Genomic DNA, 20172 nt, shown 5'->3' on the forward strand with positions numbered 1-20172 from the left:
GTTATTCGTCTCTAAAGCCTTCGCCGAGCACGTCATGCACATCGCTAATCACGATAAAGGCCCTCCGGTCATGCTGACGGACGAGGCTTTTTAATTTGCGAATTTCAAACCGGCTGACAACGCAATAGATAACGGTTTTATTTTCCCCGGAATAAGCTCCGATCGACGGCATGAGCGTAACTCCGCGGTCAAGCTCTATGGTAATGTCCTTTGCAAGCTTCTCGGGATTATGGCAGATCACGGTGAATGCTTTAGCCGCGTATGCGCCCTCTTGAATGAAGTCGATAATCTTCGCGGCGATGAATACGCTCACTAGTGTGTAAAGCACTTTTTCCTTCGGAATAAAGAAGAGGGAGATGCCAAGGATGAGCACGTCCAAGGTTAAGATGATTTGCCCCATGCTCCAGCCGCGTAGGCGGTGCAGGATCCGCGCAACGATATCGACCCCTCCCGTAGTACCTCCGGCTCGAAAAACGAGACCCAGCCCGATTCCAAGAGTAACGCCCGCGTACAGAACCACGAGGATGAAGTCATTCTCCGAAGTAAACGGGACTAGCCAGCCCTCGTCCACGAGCACTTCGGCGATCCATAAGAACAGCGAGAGCAGAATCGTGCCCGCCAACGTGAAGATCATCGCGCTTTTTCCGAGCTGCTTCCATCCTAAAATAAACAAGGGAAGATTGATGAGCAAAGACGTCAACCAAACGGGTAGATCGAGCGCATAGTTCAAGAGTACGGCAACGCCCGTCACTCCGCCTTCCATGAGCAGATTGGGAATAATGAAAAACTGCAATCCGAACGCATAGAGTGCCGTTCCCAAGACGACCAAGCCCCAGGATCTGACATTGCTCCAAACCAATGATTGATTCATAGTACGATTCCTCCAAAAATGCATTTGTTTTCGCATACGTCTTACGCTAACATAGGATAGACACCTTCATGAAAGGAAGCGTACGATGGGAGAGTCTCGCATAACCGAACTAACGCTAGCCGAGCGTACGCTAGCAGACATTCAACGTGACGTGGATGCTTACATATCGCAATTCAAAGAAGGGTACTTCTCCCCGTTGTCCATGCTTGCGCGGATGTCGGAAGAGGTCGGTGAACTGGCAAGGGAAGTCAATCACCAATTCGGCGAGAAGCCCAAAAAAAGAGACGAAGCGGATAATTCCATCGAAATGGAGCTCGGCGATATTTTATTCATCGTCACTTGCTTTGCCAACTCTCTCGGCATCGACTTGACGGAAGCCCATCGGAAGGTCATGCACAAATTCAATACCCGAGATGCGGACCGTTGGACGAAGATGGACACCGATAACGGCTAATAATCATATGCTGTACTATCCCCGAAGTGAAGGGAGGATGGTCGGCATGGACGGGGAAACGTGCCTCCGGCAAGCATATGAAGCCATCTTTCATGGGGATTTTGAATCAGCCGTGTTCTGGTTCGGGCAAGCGATCGAGATGGAACCAACCAATGCGGAGTACCACTATAGAGGCTCGATTACTTGCGCTAGAAGCGGAAAGCTCTCTCTTGCGATGACTTATGCCCATAGAGCGGTTGAGCTGAATCCTAATGAAAAGACCTATCAGTTGAATCTTCGGACGATGATGGCTAGGCAAAAGATTACGGTGGCTAGGCAATTGCTCGAGATGCCTATTCCGGATTTAGAGCAAAGCGTTGCGTATCTTAAGGAAGCCGCTTATCTCGATCCGCTCTCTGCCGAAGCTAGGCTACTGCTCGGTATTTTATACCGGATGCAGAGGAAATACAAGCTTGCGCTTGATTCTCTGCAAGATGCTCTGCAGCTTGAACCTCAGCTCGAGGAAGCCAAACGACTGCTGCACGAAGTGCGAGCCGAAAGGCGTCGTCTTCTTAAACAACAATACTCCCACTACAATTCGAGAAGGAACAGGTGATAGCATGTCGGACAAAATTACGGTTGCCGTAGCCGGAGCAGCCGGACGCATGGGCCGCGAGGTCGTCAGAATGGTATTGGAGGATCCCGAGTTGCGGCTTGTCGCGGCAATCGCTACTTCCGCGGGTCCCGTTGACGCCGGTACGCTGGTCGGCAAGCCGGATACAGGCGTCATCGTGACTCCGCATCTTGGTGACGCCTTGTCCGTAAGCCGCCCGGACGTTCTGGTCGATTTCACGAATCCGAAATCCGCCATGCCCAATACGGAAACCGCGCTTGCATACGGCGTTCGACCCGTCATCGGTACGACCGGGTTCACGCAAGAGCAGATTGCCGAGTTGGACAAGCAGTGCAAAGAGAAAGGCATCGGCGGGTTGATCGCGCCCAACTTCTCTATCGGAGCCATCTTAATGATGAAATTCTCCGCGATGGCTGCCAAGTATTTTCCCCATGTGGAAATCATTGAATACCATGGGGACCAAAAACTAGACGCGCCGTCCGGAACGTCGATCAAAACGGCGGAGTGGATAGCGGAAGCCCGGGAAGAGCTCCGTCAAGGCAACCCCAACGAGGAAGAGGTTATCGAAGGAGCTAGAGGCGGTTACTATAACGGATTCCGCATACATAGCGTTCGGCTGCCTGGCGTATTCGCTCAGCAGGAGGTCGTATTCGGCGCATTCGGACAAACCCTGAAGATTCGCCATGATTCTTACGATCGCGCTGGGTACATGCCGGGAGTCAATACAGCCATTAAGAAGATTATGACGGTTACCGGGATGGTGTACGGCTTCGAACACTTCTTGGATTAGCTGGCACTGCCTAGGAGAGGGGATTGATTTCCATGATGGATATCGCACTTATCGCTCACGATCGCAAGAAGGATGAAATGGTTAATTTCGCGATCGCATACGAACATGTACTTAAGCATCACCGCCTGTACGCAACGGGCACGACAGGCACTCGTATTATGGAGAATACGTCCCTTTCCGTACATCGATTCATGTCGGGACCGCTCGGAGGGGACCAGCAAATCGGAGCAAGGGTAGCGGAGAACACGATGGACCTCATTTTGTTTTTCCGGGATCCGCTTATGGCTCAACCGCACGAGCCGGATATTATCGCTCTCCTGCGGTTATGCGATGTTCAAGGCATACCGGTCGCTACGAATGTCGCCACGGGCGAGCTGCTCGTTAAAGCGCTGGAGCGCGGAGACTTCGCATGGCGAGAGCTCGTACATAAATATAAGCCCGGAATAGAAGGATGAAGGCATAATGAATCCTACTCGGAATAACCCAACGTTAGACATGCTAATATTCGCAGCTCATCCGGACGATGCGGAGATCGGCATGGGCGGTACGATAGCCAAGCACATTCAAGACGGATTAACGGTGGGCATCATTGATCTAACGTACGCGGAGATGTCTTCTAACGGCAACGTGGAGTTACGACAACGGGAAGCGGCCGCGGCAAGCGCGATACTCGGCTTGACGGTTCGGGACAATCTCGGTTTGCCGGATCGGCGGTTATCGGTTATCGCCCAGCAGGTAGACCCGATGGTTGCCGCGATCCGCAAGTACCGGCCGCGGCTCGTCTTCGCTCCTTATTTCGCGGATAGGCATCCGGATCATATCGCGTGCAGCCGGATGGCCGAAGAAGCGGTATTCAATGCCAAGCTAAGAAAGTATATGCCTGAATATCCGGCATGGACCGTAGAACAGCTGTTTTTCTACTTTATTAACGATACCCACGCTCCGCAGCTATTAATAGATATTAGCGAAGTGCACGAGATCAAGATGAACGCCCTTAAGGCTTACCGTTCTCAGTTCATGCCGGATGGCCATGAAGCCGACTGGGTAGAAACGCCGCTTACCGGCGCTTACTTGGATAACGTCGCAGCGAGGGACCGATTGCTTGGGCAAGCCAAGAAATGGTCCTATGCCGAAGGCTTTATTCCCAAAGGCCCGGTTGCGCTGAATCGCTTCTAATCGCGATTAAGTCGGGAATATAATCAAGGGGAAGGGAGGAATCGACATGAATCGTCCGCTTAAAATCGGCATTACCTGTTACCCTTCGCTTGGAGGTTCAGGAGTCGTTGCGACGGAGTTAGGAAAACTATTGGCAGAGAAAGGCCATGAAATCCATTTTATTACGCATAGCATGCCGTTCCGTCTAGGGAAATTCCATCGAAATATCTTCTATCATGAAGTCGAAGTATCCGATTATTACGTGTTTCGTTATCCTCCATATGATCTGTCTCTAGCCAGTAAAATGAATCAGGTCGCCAAGCTGCAGAATCTGGATTTGCTTCATGTACATTATGCCGTTCCTCATGCGATCTGCGCGATATTAGCGAAGCAAATGGCCGGGGATAACCTGAAGGTCGTCACGACTCTTCACGGAACGGACATCACGGTATTGGCGCAAGATGAGACGTTGAAGGACATAATCCGGCTCGGCATCCGCAAGAGCGATGCGGTCACGGCGGTTAGCCGGGATCTGATCAAGGAAACCCGCGAGCTGCTCGATATTCAAGAGCCGATCGATCTCACCTACAATTTCGTGGACAAACGAATTTATTATCCTCGCGAATGTATCGGCCTGCGCGCGGACTATGCGGATCCTCATGAAAAAGTGCTCATGCATATTTCCAACTTTCGGCCCGTGAAACGGACGTCGGACGTGGTAGATATATTCGCCAAAGTTAATGCCAAGACTCCAGCGAAGCTTGTGCTCGTCGGAGAAGGTCCGGATTTGCCAAAAATACAATCGAAAATTCAGGCGATGGGATTAACGCATCGCGTTCATTTCTTGGGTAAGCAGGACGATGTGGCGCAGGTGATTTCCATTGCGGACTTGATGCTGCTCCCATCGGAGAAGGAAAGCTTCGGATTGGTCGCGTTGGAAGCGATGGCTTGCGGAGTTCCGACGATCGGTTCAATTGCCGGAGGCATTCCAGAGCTTGTCCAGCATGGCATCACTGGATTTCTGTCTCCTATTGGGAACACTGACGATATGGCGGATAATGCATTGAAGCTTTTGACCAACGAAAAACTGAGTGCGGAGTTCAGGGAAGCCTGCCTTCAGCGCGCGCATTGCGTATTCGACGACAAGCTCATTACCGCCCAATACGAAGAAATCTACTATCGCGTTCTCGGAATGCCTCTGGCTACTCCTGTTCCTATGTGCAATGTGTAAATAGGCGTGAATCGATCACGGTACGGGAGGTAGGCGTTTAATGATGGACACTGTAAAAAGTCAAGACGATAACATCTGGGCGGAAGGCATGAACATTATCGGAAGACTGGAGCAAAGCGGTTATAGAGCTTATCTGGTCGGAGGCTGCGTCAGAGACCGGATGTTAGGCCGCAGCCTCCACGATATCGATATCGCCACCTCGGCAACGCCAGAAGAGGTAATGGCTTTGTTCTCGCGCACCTTGCCGACCGGATTGAAGCATGGCACGGTAACGGTCATGGAAAACGGACGTTCCTTCGAGATAACGACGTTCCGTCAAGAAACTGGCTACACCGATGCGAGGAGACCCGACCAAATTTCTTTCGTGCTGGATGTCAGAGAGGATCTGGCGAGACGCGATTTTACCTTTAACGCGATGGCTATCGGAGTGGATGGAGAGATTGTCGACCCGTTCGGAGGGCAAGATGCCTTGCGCGCGGGAGTCGTGGACTGCGTCGGAGATGCCTCGGAACGCTTCGGCGAAGATGCGTTAAGAATGCTGAGAGCCATCCGTTTTGCCGCCGAATTCGAATTTGTCTTGCTGCCCGATGTCTGGCAGAGTATCGTCAAGCATCGTTCCAAGCTGAAGCAAGTAGCGCTCGAACGCGTTAGCGCGGAATGGGACAAAATGATGGCGGGCAGCGGGCCCGAACAAGCCTGTCATTACCTATTCAAGAGCGGATTGCTCGTGAACGTGAAAGAGCCTTTACCCGATTCTTTTCAACAGGCAGCGGAACGTTATAGGTTCAATGAGCTTCCGTGGGAATGGGATGTTTGGGGAACGGCTGCGACTGATGAAGGCACGATGGGTAACATGCTCCAGCTTCCGCTTATATCGGATGCCGATCTCAGATGGGCTGCATTGATAGCCGGGATTGGAATGAGCGAAGAGGACTGCACGGCCTTGTGCCGAACGCTGCGCATAAGCGGGCGAAGGGCAGCCCGCATAGCGGGAGTCGCGGGTTTTAACGAGAAACTCGGCTACTATGACGACCATTCGCTTAGAGTGGGATGGATCCGTACCGTCTTAGCTTACGGACGGTCGATCGCCGAGGATTGGCTAACGGTGAACGAGGTTTGCGATCCGGACTCGTCAGCGAAAGAGAAGACGCTATGGTTGAACGAGCTATCGGTGACCTCGGTCCAGGAGCTCGCTGTTAAAGGGGACGAGCTCTGCAGCTATCTTGGACGATCACCCGGGCCGTGGATTGCTGCGCTGCTGCAGCAGCTTCTTGAAGAGGTCGCTCTGGGGGGTATTCCAAATGATAAAGGCTCACTGCTATGGGCGGCGAAAGAAAGCATAGGCAATCAGAGATAACTGGGCGGTGAAGAGGAATGGGCAAGGAGAATCTGCTGCATCTGCTAGAAGCGGAAGCAGGCGAATACGTATCGGGAGAAGAAATCAGCCGGAAGCTGAACGTGAGCCGTACGGCGGTCTGGAAGCAGGTACGTAAGCTAGAGGCCGAAGGTTATCATATCGAAGCCGTCCCGAGATTGGGTTATCGGCTTCAAGGGAAGCCGTCCCGCTTATCCGTTCATGAGTTATTACCTAAGCTGAATACGAAGCGGTTCGGTCGCCAGCTGCATTTGCTCGACGTAGTGCCCTCGACGCAGGATGAGATGCGCCGGTTAGCGGAGCAGGGAGCACCGGAGGGCACGCTCGTTATAGCCGAGCAACAAACGAACGGTCGCGGGCGCATGGGGCGTTCATGGGTATCTCCGGCTGGCAAGGGGATATGGATGAGCCTTCTTCTTCGTCCGCCCGTCCCCCTCCCGTTAACGCCGCAATTGACCTTGCTCGCGGCAGTTGCGCTAAGTCGTGCCATTATTCGCGAAGTACCCGTGACGATCGGAATCAAGTGGCCTAACGACCTGCTCGTGAATGGGAAGAAAATCAGCGGAATCTTGTTAGAATCCGCGGCGGAAGACGAAAGATTGCGCTACGTGGTCGTCGGAATGGGAATATCGGTGAATCTCGACGCGGAGGATTACCCTGAAGATCTGCTAACCAAAGCCGTTTCGTTAAAAATGGCCTCGGGTAACGCGTTAAACCGAAGCGATCTGATCGCAAGCATACTTGAGGAGTTCGAACGATTATACGAACTGTATTTGGAGCAGGGCTTCGCTCCGATCCGTTCCTTATGGGAAGCTCATTCGGTAACCTTGAACAAGGAAACGACGCTGCATACTCCGCAAGGCCCCATTCTAGGCGTGCCTCGAGGATTGGACGATATGGGCGGATTGAAGGTTGAATTAGCGGACGGAAGCTCTCGTACTATCTATTCCGCGGAAGTCGGCGATCGGGTTGTCGGTTCATAGACGTTGATCGTGATTTCTGTTATAATCTCTGTGCAAGGTGGTATCGCTGACGAAGCGAACCGCACTTGTCCAAACGATAAAAGCAAAGCACGAAGCAACAGTAATCCACTACCGTCAATGATTCGCGGCGGATTCTGCTCTGAGCCGAAAGGACCGAGACAGAAGGACGTGAAGGACGTTCTATGTTGAATGGCGACCTTTTTTGCTCATGGGCAAATGGGTTTTTTTGTTGTTATATCCTGTATCCCATAGGAGGATATCCCATGAAACAAGCCTTGACCTTACCGAAACTCAAAGCCATGAAGGCTCAGAAGAAACCAATAGCCATGCTGACCGCGTACGATCATCCGTCGGCTATGCTGTCCGAGGAAGCCGGCGTGGACATGATTCTGGTCGGAGATTCATTAGGCAACGTGGTGCTCGGATACGATACGACGGTTCCCGTGAAGCTTGAAGATATGATTTACCATACCCGCGCGGTCGTGCGCGGAGCTCCGAACACGATGATCGTAACGGATATGCCGTTCGCGACTTATCGTCTTGGACCTGAAGCTACCCTGCGCAATGCGGCCAGACTCATGCAGGAAGGCGGCGCGCACGCGGTGAAGCTCGAGGGCGGCGCGGAATTGTCCGATGAAATCCGCCTGCTCACTTCCGCGGGAATTCCCGTTCTCGGACATATCGGACTTACTCCGCAATCGGTTCATCAGATCGGCGGATATCGGGTTCAAGGGAAAAGCAGCGAAGAGGCCGAGAAGTTGCTTCAGGACGCCAAGGCGCTTGAACAGGCCGGAGCATTCGGCGTTGTGCTGGAGCTTGTTACGGAGGAGCTGGCAGCCGCTGTGACGCACTCCATAAGCATCCCGACGATCGGGATCGGGGCGGGACGCGGTTGCGATGGGCAAGTACTCGTCTACCATGATATACTCCGTTACGGTTCCGGTATCCGCGACAAAAAAATGGTCAAAAGTTACGCGAATATCGGCGATACGATCAGAAGCGCCATAACCGAATACGTGGACGAAGTGAGAACAAAAGCTTTTCCCGAGGAAAAGCATTCCTTCCCGCTGGATCAGTCCGCTTCGCAGAATGTAACGAAGTTATACGGGGGAGAAGGTAAATGAAGCCGATAATCATCCGTACCATCGCCGAATTAAGACAAGAAATCTCCGCTTATAGACGCAGGAGTTCTTATGACCAAAAGGTGGGCTTCGTCCCGACAATGGGTTATCTTCATGATGGCCATGCCAGTCTCTTGCGCAAATCCGTTTCCGATAATGGCTTGACCGTGCTGAGCATATTCGTTAATCCTATCCAGTTCGGGCCCGGGGAGGACTTGGATAAATATCCTCGGGACGAAGAAAGGGATATTCGGGTCGCCACCGAAGCTGGCACGGATATCGTATTTCTGCCGAGCGTTCAAGAAATGTATCCGCAGTCGCGGGTAACAACCGTCACCGTAGCGGAAGTGACCGACAGTTTATGCGGGGCTAGCCGACCAGGCCACTTTGATGGGGTTGCCACGGTCGTGGCGAAGCTATTTAACATTGTCCAGCCGGACCGAGCGTATTTCGGAATGAAGGATGCCCAGCAGGTTGCCGTCGTAACCAGAATGGTACAGGACCTGAACCTGCCCGTGGAAATCGTGCCATGCCCGATTCTGCGCGAAAAGGATGGATTGGCGCTTAGTTCGCGCAACGTTTATTTGGGAGCCGAGGAAAGAACGCAAGCGCTTCAGTTGTCCAAGTCCCTTTCGCAAGTCGAGGAATGGATAATGGAGGGCATGACCGCAACGCAGATCATCGCTCGCTTGAAAGCGGAAATCGAATTTTTTCCGCTTGCGGACATCGATTACGTGGATATTCTGACATACCCTGAGTTGACTCCCCCGAACGGCGAACTGCCGCTGAAGGAGATAGATGTTTCCTTATTAGTAGCGGTAGCCGTTCGATACGGGAAAACACGCCTGATCGACAATAAGCTGCTTAATCCATCGGAAGTAGGTGCTGATCTATGTTTCGCCAAATGATGAAAGCCAAAATACATCGCGCGACGGTGACGGAAGCAAATCTGAATTACGTCGGAAGCATTACGATTGACCAGGATTTGCTAGAACTGGTCGATATTTTGCCCGATGAGAAAGTCCAGATCGTCAATAATAATAACGGCGCAAGATTCGAAACCTATGCGATTCCCGGAACTAGAGGCTCCGGCGTAATCTGCTTAAACGGGGCCGCAGCAAGGCTCGTTCAACCCGGCGACCTGGTCATTATCATTAATTACGGTTTGATGTCCGATGAAGAAGCGCGTAAGCATCGCCCAAAAGTAGCCATATTGGATGAACGCAATCAAGTTGTTAAATTGTTGGCGGAAGAGCCGCATTCGACCGTTTTGTAACGCGTATGAAACACCTCCTTGAAACGCAGAATGAGCAGTACAGTTTCACTGCACAAGGGGGGAACGATCATGATCCGACAATGGTTCGCGACAATGAACGACGTACTCGACAATCTCATCTTACGATTCCCGCACGCGTCCGGCGAAGAAAAAAATGCGCTGCAGCAACAATGGGGCATGCTCAAAACGCTAAGTGATGATATTATTGAATCATGGCTCCAGTTCGAAGACAAGATGAGCGTGTATCGCGACCTCCAGCAACAAACCGCCCACGCTCCCGAACCGCAGAAATTCCTGGGTTCTTTTGTCAAAGGGCAAGGTTATTTCAAGCTTCACATGTTCAACCATGCCTCCGAGCAATTGGAGGAAGCCATTGCCTCTTACCCTGACTTCTTATGCGCACGCATGTTTCTGGCGATGTCCCGCATGCATTTGCAACAGTGGAATGAAGCGCAACGGCATTTTCAATTGATTGCCTCCATTACCGAGGAGAGCAGGCTGCAGGCGATCGCATTAAATGCGCTCGGCTGTATCCAAGCGATCTACGCGCACCTGGATCAGGCGCAAAGTTACTTTCTAAAAGCGTTGGAGGCCGATCCCGGCTTCTCCGATCCGAAGTTGAATTTGGAAGCAGTCCGACAAGGCAACAGCCAGTTGCAGCTACAATTCGGCAGCGCGGAATTACAAACATTAGTACAGGTCTGATCCTCATTATTAATCATAGCCGTTATCAGCAGTTCCGTGCGTGCCGGAAGGAAAGGAAGTCTGGAATGAAATTTGCCGTGCTCGATTTTGAAACTACGGGCATGTCGTCCGATAAAGATCAAATCATACAAACGGGACTCGCGCTAATCGACGAAGCGGGTGCCGTTTGTTCCGCGTATGCAAGCTTTGTTCGTCCAACCAAGCCCGTGCCGCAAGAAATAACCCGCTTGACCGGCATTAAGAACGAGGACGTCATGGCCGCTCCCGAGCTTGAGGATATACTGAACGATATCGTCCCTATGCTCCAGGACGTTATTCTGGTGGGGCACAACGTCGAGTTCGATGCGCAATTCCTGCAAGCCGCCCTGGATCGGAGCGGCTATTTGCCATTCACGGGAAGAATGCTGGACACCGTGGAGCTTGCGCGATTGTTGTATCCTACGCAGCCTTCTTACTCGTTATCTTCGTTAACTCAGACACTGGGAATCGACCACGACCGTCCGCATCAGGCGGATAGCGATGCCGTAGCGACCGCGGAGCTTTTCTTGTTATGCGTGAATAAGCTGCGAACGCTTCCCTTGTTCACTTTGCAGCGGCTGAATGCCATGTTCGATCCCGACCGTAACGATCTTGGCTGGCTGATCGCGGATACCGTAGCTTGGAGGGAAACGCAGCCGTTCTTGACCGAAGACGGCGTTCACCATTTCCGTCAATTCGCCATGAACGTCGGGGACTGGGGAGAAGAAACGCCATCGATTCGCGATGACGAGGCAGCGGAAGCGGCCGCAGTACTTAAGGACTTGGATTTTGAGCAATATTTGGATACGGTTCAAGGTAATCTCAAGACCATGTTTCCATCCTATGAAGCACGTGAAGGGCAAGATATCATGTTTAAGGAAGTATTCGGCGCCCTTAACGACGATTCCCATCTGTTGGTCGAAGCGGGTACGGGAACCGGTAAATCGCTCGGTTACTTATTGCCTTCCCTCTATTATGGTCTGAAGGAAGATAAAAAAGTCGTCGTCAGCACGCATACGATACAACTTCAGGAGCAACTAAGAGAAAGAGATTTGCCGTTGCTTCAGAAGTCCTTGCCGATGCCGTTCCGGGCGGCGGTGTTCAAAGGCAGGAGCAATTATTTGTGCCTTAGGAAATTCGAGAACCGCCAGCAAATACCCGAGCACGCTTTCAGCCGGGAAGAAGCGGTTACCCGGGGCGGAATGACGGTTTGGCTAGGCGAGACGACAAGAGGAGAATCCGAGGAGCTGAACGTCGGCGGCCGCAACAAGGAGGAATGGGACGCCGTGTCCAGCGATGCGGCTTCTTGCCTGAACCGCGCTTGCCCTTGGTTCAAGAGATGCTTCTATCACCGCGCGCGGCAAGAGGCGGGCAAAGCGGATCTCGTCATTACGAATCATGCATTGTTATTCACGGACATGCGCGCGGATTCTCGGCTTCTTCCTGCTTACGATCGCCTTGTCGTCGATGAGGCGCATCACCTCGAAGAGGTCGCCAGCCATCACCTAGGCCAGAAGACGGGCCACTCTTCGTTAGCCGTTCCGCTCCAACGCGTGTGGAAGGATGCTAGAACGGGAATATTACCTCAACTCATCCACTCGGTCTCTTCGCTGGGTTCGACCGAATCGGCCGTCTGGGCGGAGAAGCTGGAGTTGCTCGTTCCTAAAGTCCACGAGATCCGGGAAGCGTGGGAGCGCTGGATGGAGGCTTTGTACAACGTGCTTGCCGCGCAGGCGTCAGCGGATGAAACCGGCAACCTGACATTGAGGCTCAAGCCTGCTGAACTGCCTCCTCAATGGGATAGCCTCTCCGTAGACGGGAATAACGTCATCCAGCTTCTGTCGGATTTCATACGTCCGCTGGAGAAGATGACATTGGAGATTCGCGAGGATGCGGATGAAATAAGCTTGCAGGGATTACTGACCGACCTGGGCGGCGTGCTGAAGGATTTGGCATCCGTACGGGGGGATACGCAGTCGTTCGTGACGCTGGGCAAGCCGGAATTCGTCTACTGGGTAGAGGGTCATTCGCAATATCGGGGCAGATCCGTGTGGGTTTACGGAGTTCCAGCGGACGTAAGCGGATTGCTCAAGGAAGGCGTATTCGACCGCAAGGCCAGCGTGATCATGACTTCCGCAACGTTAACGATCGATAAATCCTTCAAGTACGTGACCGAGCAGCTAGGTTTGGACGAGGCCGAGAAGGGCGGACGGCTTAAGACCGCGATGCTCCCGTCTCCGTTTCGTTACAGGGAGCAAGCGCTCGTGCTAATTCCGAGGGATTTCCCGGCGATCAAGGGCAGGGATGGGGAAACGGTATTCTTGAACGCATTAACGGATTCGTTGCGTGAAATGGCCGAGACGGTCGGGGGCAGAATGCTGGTGCTATTCACGTCCCACCGTATGCTTAAGACCGTATACGGCCCGCTCAAGGAGCTTCTGGAACCAAGCGGCATTCAAGTGCTGGGGCAAGGCATAGACGGTGGCAGCCGGAGCCGGTTAACCCAGCAGTTCGTTAAGCAGCCCACTTCCGTATTGCTTGGAACGAGCAGCTTTTGGGAAGGAATCGACTTGCCGGGAGACGCGCTGACTTGCTTGGCCATCGTCCGTCTTCCGTTTCAGCCGCCGAACCATCCCGTCGCGGAAGCGAAGTCGGAGAAGCTTCAAGCGGAGAACAAGAATCCGTTCATGAAGCTCTCGCTTCCCCAAGCGGTTATCCGCTTCAAGCAGGGTTTTGGACGTCTCGTCCGCACGGCAACCGATCGCGGAATCGTTATTTTATACGATACAAGGGTTATCGATACGAATTACGGCAAATATTTTCTGTATTCCTTGCCGGGTCCTAAGATGGAGCATTTGCCGACAGCGGCTATGGCTGCCCGTGTAAGCTCCTGGTTACAACCTGTCGCTGCAGGAGAAGAGGGGGAAACGCCATGAAGCCCATTAAAATATCCGAAGCGGTCGTAAGAAGGCTGCCGATCTATCTTCGTTTTCTCAATGAGCTCAGCCTCAGCAATATACAGACGGTTTCTTCTCAGGACTTAGGGGAAAAGCTCGATCTGAATCCCGCGCAAATTCGTAAGGATCTTGCCTACTTCGGCGAGTTCGGGAGAAAGGGCGTCGGTTATAACGTCGATTATCTGATCGAGAAAATCCGTCAGATCCTCAAGTTGGACAAGATGATGAACGTAGCATTGGTCGGGACCGGAAATTTGGGCCGGGCGTTATGCAATTACAGCATGTACATCAAGGATAATATGAAGATAGTCGCCGTGTTCGACGCGGACGAAAGCAAGAAGGGGACGCTTATTAATCATCTGACCGTGCAACCGATGCAGGAGCTTTCCCGATCGGTGAAGCAATTGGACATTTCGGTCGGCATCATAACGGTTCCCGCGGTCGAAGCCCAGAACGTTGCCGAACAATTCGTTGACGCAGGCATACGCGGGATATTGAATTTCGCGCCAGTCGTACTAAAGGCTTCTCCGGGAGTGCGCATCCACAATGCCGATTTTACGGCGGAGCTCCTTAGCTTAGCCTATTATATGGATACTATTAACGGATCTAAAGAAGGAGACGGAGCTCTGTGAGTCGCTTATTAATTAAGAACGGATTTTTCGTTACGATGGATGAAGAACGACCTAAATTTCAAGGCTGGATGGCGGTAGAAGGCAGCCGGATCGATAGTTTAGGAGAAGGAAACGCGCCGGAGGAGGAGCTAAAGCGCGCTGCCGAGGTGATGGATGGGAGCGGGCTCCTGTTCATGCCCGGCCTGGTGAATACGCATGGCCATGCGGCCATGTCACTGCTTCGCGGACTAGCGGACGATCTCGCTCTGCAGGATTGGTTGCAGAATCATATGTGGCCTATGGAGGCGAAATTCACTGGCGATGATGTCTATTGGGGCTCGGCGTTGGCAGCGGCCGAGATGATCAAGAGCGGAACGACGACGTTCGTGGACATGTATGACCATATGCACCGGGTTGCCGAGGTGACGCAATCCTCCGGGTTGCGCGCAAGCTTGACAAGAGGAGTCATAGGCTTGTGTCCGGAGGAAGTGCAGAAGGCCAAGCTAGCCGATGCGATCCAATTCGCGAGAGACTGGCACGGCGCCTCGGACGGACGGATCAGCGTCATGATCTCGCCGCATGCTCCGTACACTTGTCCCCCGGACTTCATCGTGAAATTCGTGGAAGCTGCTCATGAGCTTGATCTGCCGATGCACACCCATATGTCGGAGACGATCGCGGAAGTGGAACAGAACGTGAGGGATTACGGGTACCGACCGGTAGAACATCTCGACCGTTTGGGGATGTTTACGCGCCCGACGCTTGTCGCCCACGCCGTGCACCTCACTGACGAGGAGATCTCATTGCTCGCGGAACGTGGAGTCGCGGTTTCCCATAACCCGGTCAGCAACCTGAAGCTTGCAAGCGGAGTCGCGCGCGTTCCGGATCTGATGAAAGCCGGCGTTACGGTATCCTTAGGTACGGATAGCGCCGCCAGCAATAACAATCTCGATTTGTTCCAAGAGATTTCCATGGCGGCATTGCTTCACAAAGGCGTCTCCGGCGATCCTACCGTGATCCCTGCAACAGAGGCTCTTCGAATGGGTACTGTTTACGGCGCGCGTTCAATCGGTTTAGACGGCGTAACGGGACAGCTTAAAGCGGGATTGAAAGCGGATTTCATCGCTCTCTCCATCGACAAACCGCATTTTGCGCCTCGCACGGATTACGTTTCTCATCTGGCTTATGCCGCAAGAGGCTCCGATGTCGCCCACGTATGGGTGGACGGTAAGCAATTGCTTCGCAACGGTAAACTGTTAACGCTGGACGAGGATAAAATACTTGCGGAAGCGGAACGTTGTTTCGAGAGGTTACGGGGATGAATCTTAGCCGAAGTGAAGGTAAGCGGAATATTCCGTCCCTTTCGCTTGCAAGATGGTTCATTGTCCTGACTGGCTTCTTCGTGTTCGTCGCGGTGTCATTCTTCTTGTACGTGCGGTCTGCGGACTCGGAATATCGCAACTCCGAGACAAACGCGATTCGGATCGCTAAGGAGCAAGGCGGCTTGACCGAAATCGACGAAGCGGTCACCCACACATGGAACGAGACGGTGTGGGTCGTATCCGGTAAGGATGCGGACGGTGAGAATTGGATGATATTCGAGCGCGTGGACGAGATTGTACGCAAGAAATTAAGCGAGAATATGTCAGAGAAGCAAATGCTCGCGAAGTTTTCCGAAGAGCATAACGGGACGCCGATTCGGATTATCCCTGGCTGGTTCAATGGTGGGCCGGTGTGGGAAATCCGTTATTGGAACGAGAATAGCAATGAATATCAATCGCTCGATTTCTATTCCTTCGAGAATGGGAGCATGCTCAAAACCTACGTGTTATCCAGCTAATAACCAAGTCGCAGAAAACGCCGATTAGGCGTTTTTTTGTTGTTTTACCATTCATCGTCTAGCGAAACGTCTATCAATACCTGATATACTCATAGATGTACTCATTGACCATTGACCAATACTGACCAGTCCCGATAAATTACACTATAACATACAGACTAAGAGGGGGAACGGCCCGAATGAACAAACTTAAAATACTGCCAATTACGATAACCGCGGCATTAACGGCCGCTCTTTTATTCGGAGGATGGTTTGCTTATCGTCATTACGGCGTTGAACAGCCGCTTGATCGAGTGGCTAACGCGATTGATGGCGTTGAATCGGCGCAAATCGAGATGTCGACGGAACAAGTGAAAGTAAACTTGAAGCTAGCTCCGAATGCCGATTTGGGTGAAATATACCGTCGTATCAAAGAAGATGGCGCTAGCGAAATCGGCGGCAAGCAGCTCGAGCTGTCGGCTTCGGCCAAGGTGAGCCCGCGATTGGAGAAAGCATGGAGTTATTCCCTATTCGATGTGGCTGAGGCCATGGAAAATCGCAAATATTCCGGTATCCGCGATGCGATGGCGAATTTGTCCAAGCAATTCCCGGGCGTAACCGTAACGACGGACATGGACGATGAAAACGTGTATATCTCGATGCGGGACGGCGATTCGGCGAAATTCGTCGTGCTGCCTCGTCAGCCCGCAATGTTAGGAGTGTGGCCTAATGCGTAAAATAAGTTCTTTCGGCAAAGAAATCGCGATCGGCGCGATCATTGTCCTGTTTGTTTTCTTATTATATGTCGGATTGCCGCCCTCTATCATGGTCATGGGACTGATCATGCTCGGCGCGGTGTTCCTGTTCACGCGTTCCAGAGGCGGACTAGCAATGGGTACTGCAGGCAAGAAAACGGCTGCGCGAAAGCCCGATTACCTCACCTTCGAGGATATCGGAGGGCAGGATCAACCGAAACGGGAGTTGACGGAGGCGCTGGATTTCCTCGTTTATCGCGACAAAATTCAGAAGCTGGGCATTCGCCCGCTTAAAGGCATTCTGTTGACTGGACCTCCGGGCACGGGGAAAACGTTGCTGGCAAAGGCTGCGGCCCAATACACGCATTCGGCTTTCATTGCGGCTTCCGGCAGTGAATTCGTGGAAATGTACGTCGGCGTGGGCGCAGGAAGAATACGCGACCTATTCAAGGATGCGCGCCAGCAAGCCTTGAAGCTGAAGCGGGACAGCGCGATCATCTTCATCGATGAAATCGACGGCATCGGCGGCAAGAGAGACGGCGGCATGCATCGGGAATACGATCAAACGCTAAATCAATTATTGACCGAAATGGACGGCGTGCAAGGAGACGAGAACGTGCGCGTGCTCTTGATCGCGGCAACGAACCGCAAGGAGTTGCTTGATCCGGCTCTGCTTCGACCGGGACGCTTCGACAGACAAATCCAGGTGGATTTGCCTGACAAGTCGGGAAGAGAGCATATCTTGAGGCTGCATGCCCGAAACAAACCGATTGGCGAAGATGTTTCACTAGTCAAAGTTGCGGAAGAAACCTTCGGATTCTCCGGGGCGCAGCTCGAGAGCGTCATGAACGAAGCCGCGATATACGCGATGCGGGACGAGGCGGAAACGCTTAGCTCTTCGCATCTTACGCAGGCGATCGATAAAGTGATGATGGGTGAGCGAATGGATCGCGAAACGAACAGCGAAGAGCGCGAAAGAGTGGCAATCCATGAGCTTGGCCATGCCATTGTAGCGGAAAACGTCCGTCCGGAGAGCGTAGCTCAGGTGTCTTTGACGCCGCGCGGTCAAGCACTTGGTTACGTTCGCCATCATCCTCAGCAGGATCGATACCTCTACACTCAAACGGTGCTAGAGGAGCAAATCATGATTGCGTTAGGCGGAGCGGTGGCCGAAGAAATTTTCTACGGCGGGCGCAGTACCGGCTCCAGAGGCGATTTCGAGCAGGCTACAAATATCGTTAGGACGCTTATCGAGTCGGGCATGTCCACTCTTGGGATCATCCACCCGCAGGCGTTGACGCAAGAACAATGGTCGCAGGAAAACGCTAAGATCTTGGACGATCTGACGAACCGGACTAGAGAGTTGCTTGGCAAGCATAAGGAAACCTTCACCCATTTGCTAAGCCATCTTATTCGTGAAGAGACTTTATCCGGCAAGCAATTGCGAGAACACATTAGACAGCATGTGGCATAAGGAATAATACCTGGTCGATCGAGAAATTTCGGTCGGCTTTTTTCTGATCAGGAATTCTCGCAAAAAATATGTTAGCATTGAACTTGGTGCCGATTTGAATCGTCTAAAAGAAATAGAGGTGGCAAGCGTGGATTCCCAGCGTAATTTCGATTTCCTTAAATATATGGTTGAAAGCGATGACGACAAAGGTCTTCTCAATGAATTAATGACGGCTTACGGGAAGGATGTATGGAACTACGCCTTCAGTATTACCCGTAAATGGGATCTGGCAGACGATATTTCGCAGGAGGTTTTTATCAAGGTTTTCAAGAATATGCATGCTTTCCGCAGGGACGCATCGGTGAAAACTTGGCTGCTGACTATCACGCGCAACACGGCGATCGATCACCAAAGATCCGCGTTCTTCCGCAAAGTTACGCTATCGGACGTCGTCGAGGATTACGGAGAGCGACATTCCGTCGAGCATGACGTCGTGGAGCAAACGGCCGTTAACGAGATATGGAAAATGGTGCTGGATCTGCCGAAGAAGTACAGAGAAGTTATTATCCTATACGCTCATAACCAACTATCCTTAAAAGAAATCGCGCAGGTGCTCGACGTGACGGAGGGTACGGTGAAATCGCGAATGTTCCATGCCCGCCAGAAATTATCCAAAATGAAGGAGGCGAACCGCTAATGAACGATAAAGAATTATTCGAACAACTTGAGCGCGGTCCGCTGACTCGCGATGGATTCGACGAAGCGCTGCGCCGGAGAATCAATGAGAGCTTAGATAAACCTAGTCGCAAGGTAAGGCGACCGCGGTTCGTTCGGTGGAGCGCCATTAGCGCGGCATGCCTCTTGATCGTAGCCGTAGCGGTTGGGCTATGGAGCTGGAAAGGCTTTAATTCTGGCCAGGAGAATAACCAATCGCTAGTGGTTAATCCCACTCCGGCAAGTTCGAATGCAGCAAGCGATAATGAAATCAATCCGATTCCCCATTCCGCCGTCGTGATCGGCTTAAGGGAAGATTCCCAAGACGGAACGACGAGCAGCTACCGCACGTTATTGGTCGCGCCGCAAAAAGAACGGATCACCTATATGGGCAGCGTGAAAGGCATTTGGATGCCGTACGGGTCCAACTTCTGGAACATCGACGCGGTTTCGGATCCGCAAGGCAAAGGAACGCAATCCTTGCAGGCCGTGCGTTACGGAGCTAAAACATCAAGAGAAGATGCTTCTATGAATAAAGATTCTCCGCAACTGAGGAGGACGGAGAAGCTTCTCTTTGCCGGGAATGCATTCGTCTCCATACTTCAAACGACCAACGTTAACGAAAACGGAATCGCGGACGAGAAAAGCCAAGTTTGGGTGAATCAGGTACCCTCTTTGGAGCCCGCCATTCGCATCAAGGATATCTACTCCTTGGAAAGAAATCATATAACGTTGGCAAAGGCGATAGAAACGAATCAAGCGGTAGACAATATCGATCAATGGGCCATCGTCCGCGACTCGGGCAAATGGGTGGCTAAACAGCCCGCATCAGAGTCGGTCTTGGTGGATGCATCGGACATTCGCGAATGGGACACGATTTCCATTCCCCTTACGGAGAAGGTTACCGGCAATGAGGGAGATAAGTTAGCCTTGACCGTGGATGAAATACGAAGCTTCGAGCCGAACGCTATCGATGCCTATACTTCGAATAACGAGGAAGTCGCCGTCATCGTTACGGGTAATTCCATTAGATTATTGCCGTATCGGTTAGAAAGTCGAGAAATGGCGGAACAAGCCGTCTCCATTCCGATCGCTGCCAACGAATCCGTCGTGATGGTACAATGGGCGGTGGAGCAGAGTTACGTCAATAACTGGAAGTCGTGGTTCGGCAAATGGCTGACCGCCTCGGCAGAGCGGTAAGGATTGTGATAAGATGAGAGTACCCTTCAAGTTCCTTGCGCCGCGACTAATCAAGACGCAGGGAAGGGTAT

At 52.3% G+C, this 20172-nt stretch carries 21 protein-coding genes; 20 read left to right on the forward strand and 1 reads right to left on the reverse strand.

All coding sequences use genetic code 11. The annotated features are described in order from the left end of the window. Position 1 precedes the first annotated feature (1 nt). Positions 2-871, reverse strand: coding sequence for a YitT family protein (locus tag E2980_RS04555; RefSeq protein ID WP_135150939.1), 870 nt, complete (start codon positions 869-871; stop codon positions 2-4). Positions 872-956: 85 nt separating this feature from the next. Between E2980_RS04555 and E2980_RS04560 the strand changes: the two genes are divergently transcribed. The 20 genes from E2980_RS04560 (at position 957) to E2980_RS04655 (ending at position 20101) form a co-directional block, all read left to right on the forward strand. After that, positions 957-1325, forward strand: coding sequence for a nucleotide pyrophosphohydrolase (locus tag E2980_RS04560; RefSeq protein WP_135150940.1), 369 nt, complete (start codon positions 957-959; stop codon positions 1323-1325). Between the two features lie 46 nt (positions 1326-1371). Beyond that, a complete protein-coding gene (locus E2980_RS04565; protein ID WP_167746968.1) occupies positions 1372-1920 on the forward strand; it encodes a tetratricopeptide repeat protein in 549 nt (182 codons plus the stop codon). Between the two features lie 4 nt (positions 1921-1924). Next, positions 1925-2728, forward strand: coding sequence for a 4-hydroxy-tetrahydrodipicolinate reductase (dapB, locus tag E2980_RS04570; protein ID WP_135150942.1), 804 nt, complete (start codon positions 1925-1927; stop codon positions 2726-2728). 32 nt (positions 2729-2760) lie between these two features. After that, positions 2761-3183, forward strand: coding sequence for a methylglyoxal synthase (locus tag E2980_RS04575; RefSeq protein WP_205699917.1), 423 nt, complete (start codon positions 2761-2763; stop codon positions 3181-3183). Positions 3184-3190: 7 nt separating this feature from the next. Then, a complete protein-coding gene (bshB1, locus tag E2980_RS04580; RefSeq protein ID WP_135150943.1) occupies positions 3191-3904 on the forward strand; it encodes a bacillithiol biosynthesis deacetylase BshB1 in 714 nt (237 codons plus the stop codon). Positions 3905-3950: 46 nt separating this feature from the next. Further along, positions 3951-5114 (forward strand): N-acetyl-alpha-D-glucosaminyl L-malate synthase BshA, encoded by a 1164-nt coding sequence (gene bshA, locus E2980_RS04585; RefSeq protein ID WP_135150944.1) that lies wholly within the window; start codon positions 3951-3953, stop codon positions 5112-5114. A 40-nt stretch (positions 5115-5154) separates the two neighbouring features. Next, positions 5155-6471 (forward strand): CCA tRNA nucleotidyltransferase, encoded by a 1317-nt coding sequence (locus tag E2980_RS04590; protein WP_135150945.1) that lies wholly within the window; start codon positions 5155-5157, stop codon positions 6469-6471. Positions 6472-6488: 17 nt separating this feature from the next. Then, positions 6489-7472 (forward strand): biotin--[acetyl-CoA-carboxylase] ligase, encoded by a 984-nt coding sequence (locus tag E2980_RS04595; RefSeq protein ID WP_135150946.1) that lies wholly within the window; start codon positions 6489-6491, stop codon positions 7470-7472. Between the two features lie 263 nt (positions 7473-7735). Next, positions 7736-8596: a 3-methyl-2-oxobutanoate hydroxymethyltransferase gene (panB, locus tag E2980_RS04600; protein ID WP_135150947.1), complete on the forward strand. Its 861-nt coding sequence runs from the start codon at positions 7736-7738 to the stop codon at positions 8594-8596. Beyond that, positions 8593-9501 (forward strand): pantoate--beta-alanine ligase, encoded by a 909-nt coding sequence (gene panC / locus E2980_RS04605; RefSeq protein WP_135150948.1) that lies wholly within the window; start codon positions 8593-8595, stop codon positions 9499-9501. Before panB ends, panC begins: the two co-directional genes overlap by 4 nt. Then, positions 9486-9869, forward strand: coding sequence for an aspartate 1-decarboxylase (gene panD, locus E2980_RS04610; RefSeq protein WP_135150949.1), 384 nt, complete (start codon positions 9486-9488; stop codon positions 9867-9869). Before panC ends, panD begins: the two co-directional genes overlap by 16 nt. 69 nt (positions 9870-9938) lie before the next feature. After that, positions 9939-10574: a hypothetical protein gene (locus E2980_RS04615; protein WP_135150950.1), complete on the forward strand. Its 636-nt coding sequence runs from the start codon at positions 9939-9941 to the stop codon at positions 10572-10574. 65 nt (positions 10575-10639) lie between these two features. After that, positions 10640-13528 carry an ATP-dependent DNA helicase DinG gene (gene dinG / locus E2980_RS04620; protein ID WP_135150951.1) on the forward strand — a complete coding sequence of 963 codons (2889 nt, stop codon included), beginning with the start codon at positions 10640-10642 and terminating at the stop codon, positions 13526-13528. Continuing rightward, positions 13525-14181 carry a redox-sensing transcriptional repressor Rex gene (locus E2980_RS04625; protein ID WP_135150952.1) on the forward strand — a complete coding sequence of 219 codons (657 nt, stop codon included), beginning with the start codon at positions 13525-13527 and terminating at the stop codon, positions 14179-14181. The genes dinG and E2980_RS04625 overlap by 4 nt, the downstream gene beginning before the upstream one ends. A gap of 35 nt (positions 14182-14216) precedes the next feature. After that, positions 14217-15482, forward strand: a complete 1266-nt coding sequence (locus E2980_RS04630; RefSeq protein WP_135151053.1) for an amidohydrolase — start codon at positions 14217-14219, stop codon at positions 15480-15482. Then, positions 15479-16000, forward strand: a complete 522-nt coding sequence (locus tag E2980_RS04635; protein WP_135150953.1) for a cell wall elongation regulator TseB-like domain-containing protein — start codon at positions 15479-15481, stop codon at positions 15998-16000. The genes E2980_RS04630 and E2980_RS04635 overlap by 4 nt, the downstream gene beginning before the upstream one ends. A gap of 179 nt (positions 16001-16179) precedes the next feature. Further along, a complete protein-coding gene (locus tag E2980_RS04640; protein WP_135150954.1) occupies positions 16180-16716 on the forward strand; it encodes a hypothetical protein in 537 nt (178 codons plus the stop codon). Between the two features lies 1 nt (position 16717). Next, entirely contained in the window at positions 16718-18208 is a 1491-nt protein-coding gene (locus E2980_RS04645; RefSeq protein WP_205699920.1) for an AAA family ATPase, read from the forward strand. Positions 18209-18335: 127 nt separating this feature from the next. Next, a complete protein-coding gene (locus E2980_RS04650) occupies positions 18336-18884 on the forward strand; it encodes an RNA polymerase sigma factor (RefSeq protein WP_240702873.1) in 549 nt (182 codons plus the stop codon). Beyond that, positions 18884-20101 (forward strand): hypothetical protein, encoded by a 1218-nt coding sequence (locus E2980_RS04655; RefSeq protein WP_135150956.1) that lies wholly within the window; start codon positions 18884-18886, stop codon positions 20099-20101. Before E2980_RS04650 ends, E2980_RS04655 begins: the two co-directional genes overlap by 1 nt. Positions 20102-20172 lie beyond the last annotated feature (71 nt).

The organism is Cohnella luojiensis, from assembly GCF_004564235.1.
GTDB classification, from domain to species: domain Bacteria; phylum Bacillota; class Bacilli; order Paenibacillales; family Paenibacillaceae; genus Cohnella; species Cohnella luojiensis.

Excerpts from the sequence above, each read along its gene's own strand:
- E2980_RS04575 (WP_205699917.1), top strand. The coding sequence starts at position 2,761 with ATGATGGATATCGCACTTATCGCTCACGATCGCAAGAAGGATGAAATG.
- panB (WP_135150947.1), top strand. The coding sequence starts at position 7,736 with ATGAAACAAGCCTTGACCTTACCGAAACTCAAAGCCATGAAGGCTCAG.
- E2980_RS04630 (WP_135151053.1), top strand. The coding sequence starts at position 14,217 with ATGGATGAAGAACGACCTAAATTTCAAGGCTGGATGGCGGTAGAAGGC.
- panC (WP_135150948.1), top strand. The coding sequence starts at position 8,593 with ATGAAGCCGATAATCATCCGTACCATCGCCGAATTAAGACAAGAAATC.
- bshB1 (WP_135150943.1), top strand. The coding sequence starts at position 3,191 with ATGAATCCTACTCGGAATAACCCAACGTTAGACATGCTAATATTCGCA.
- E2980_RS04595 (WP_135150946.1), top strand. The coding sequence starts at position 6,489 with ATGGGCAAGGAGAATCTGCTGCATCTGCTAGAAGCGGAAGCAGGCGAA.
- E2980_RS04560 (WP_135150940.1), top strand. The coding sequence starts at position 957 with ATGGGAGAGTCTCGCATAACCGAACTAACGCTAGCCGAGCGTACGCTA.
- E2980_RS04615 (WP_135150950.1), top strand. The coding sequence starts at position 9,939 with ATGATCCGACAATGGTTCGCGACAATGAACGACGTACTCGACAATCTC.
- E2980_RS04655 (WP_135150956.1), top strand. The coding sequence starts at position 18,884 with ATGAACGATAAAGAATTATTCGAACAACTTGAGCGCGGTCCGCTGACT.
- E2980_RS04625 (WP_135150952.1), top strand. The coding sequence starts at position 13,525 with ATGAAGCCCATTAAAATATCCGAAGCGGTCGTAAGAAGGCTGCCGATC.
- bshA (WP_135150944.1), top strand. The coding sequence starts at position 3,951 with ATGAATCGTCCGCTTAAAATCGGCATTACCTGTTACCCTTCGCTTGGA.
- E2980_RS04590 (WP_135150945.1), top strand. The coding sequence starts at position 5,155 with ATGATGGACACTGTAAAAAGTCAAGACGATAACATCTGGGCGGAAGGC.
- E2980_RS04565 (WP_167746968.1), top strand. The coding sequence starts at position 1,372 with ATGGACGGGGAAACGTGCCTCCGGCAAGCATATGAAGCCATCTTTCAT.
- E2980_RS04555 (WP_135150939.1), bottom strand. The coding sequence starts at position 871 with ATGAATCAATCATTGGTTTGGAGCAATGTCAGATCCTGGGGCTTGGTC.
- E2980_RS04640 (WP_135150954.1), top strand. The coding sequence starts at position 16,180 with ATGAACAAACTTAAAATACTGCCAATTACGATAACCGCGGCATTAACG.
- E2980_RS04635 (WP_135150953.1), top strand. The coding sequence starts at position 15,479 with ATGAATCTTAGCCGAAGTGAAGGTAAGCGGAATATTCCGTCCCTTTCG.
- panD (WP_135150949.1), top strand. The coding sequence starts at position 9,486 with ATGTTTCGCCAAATGATGAAAGCCAAAATACATCGCGCGACGGTGACG.
- dapB (WP_135150942.1), top strand. The coding sequence starts at position 1,925 with ATGTCGGACAAAATTACGGTTGCCGTAGCCGGAGCAGCCGGACGCATG.
- dinG (WP_135150951.1), top strand. The coding sequence starts at position 10,640 with ATGAAATTTGCCGTGCTCGATTTTGAAACTACGGGCATGTCGTCCGAT.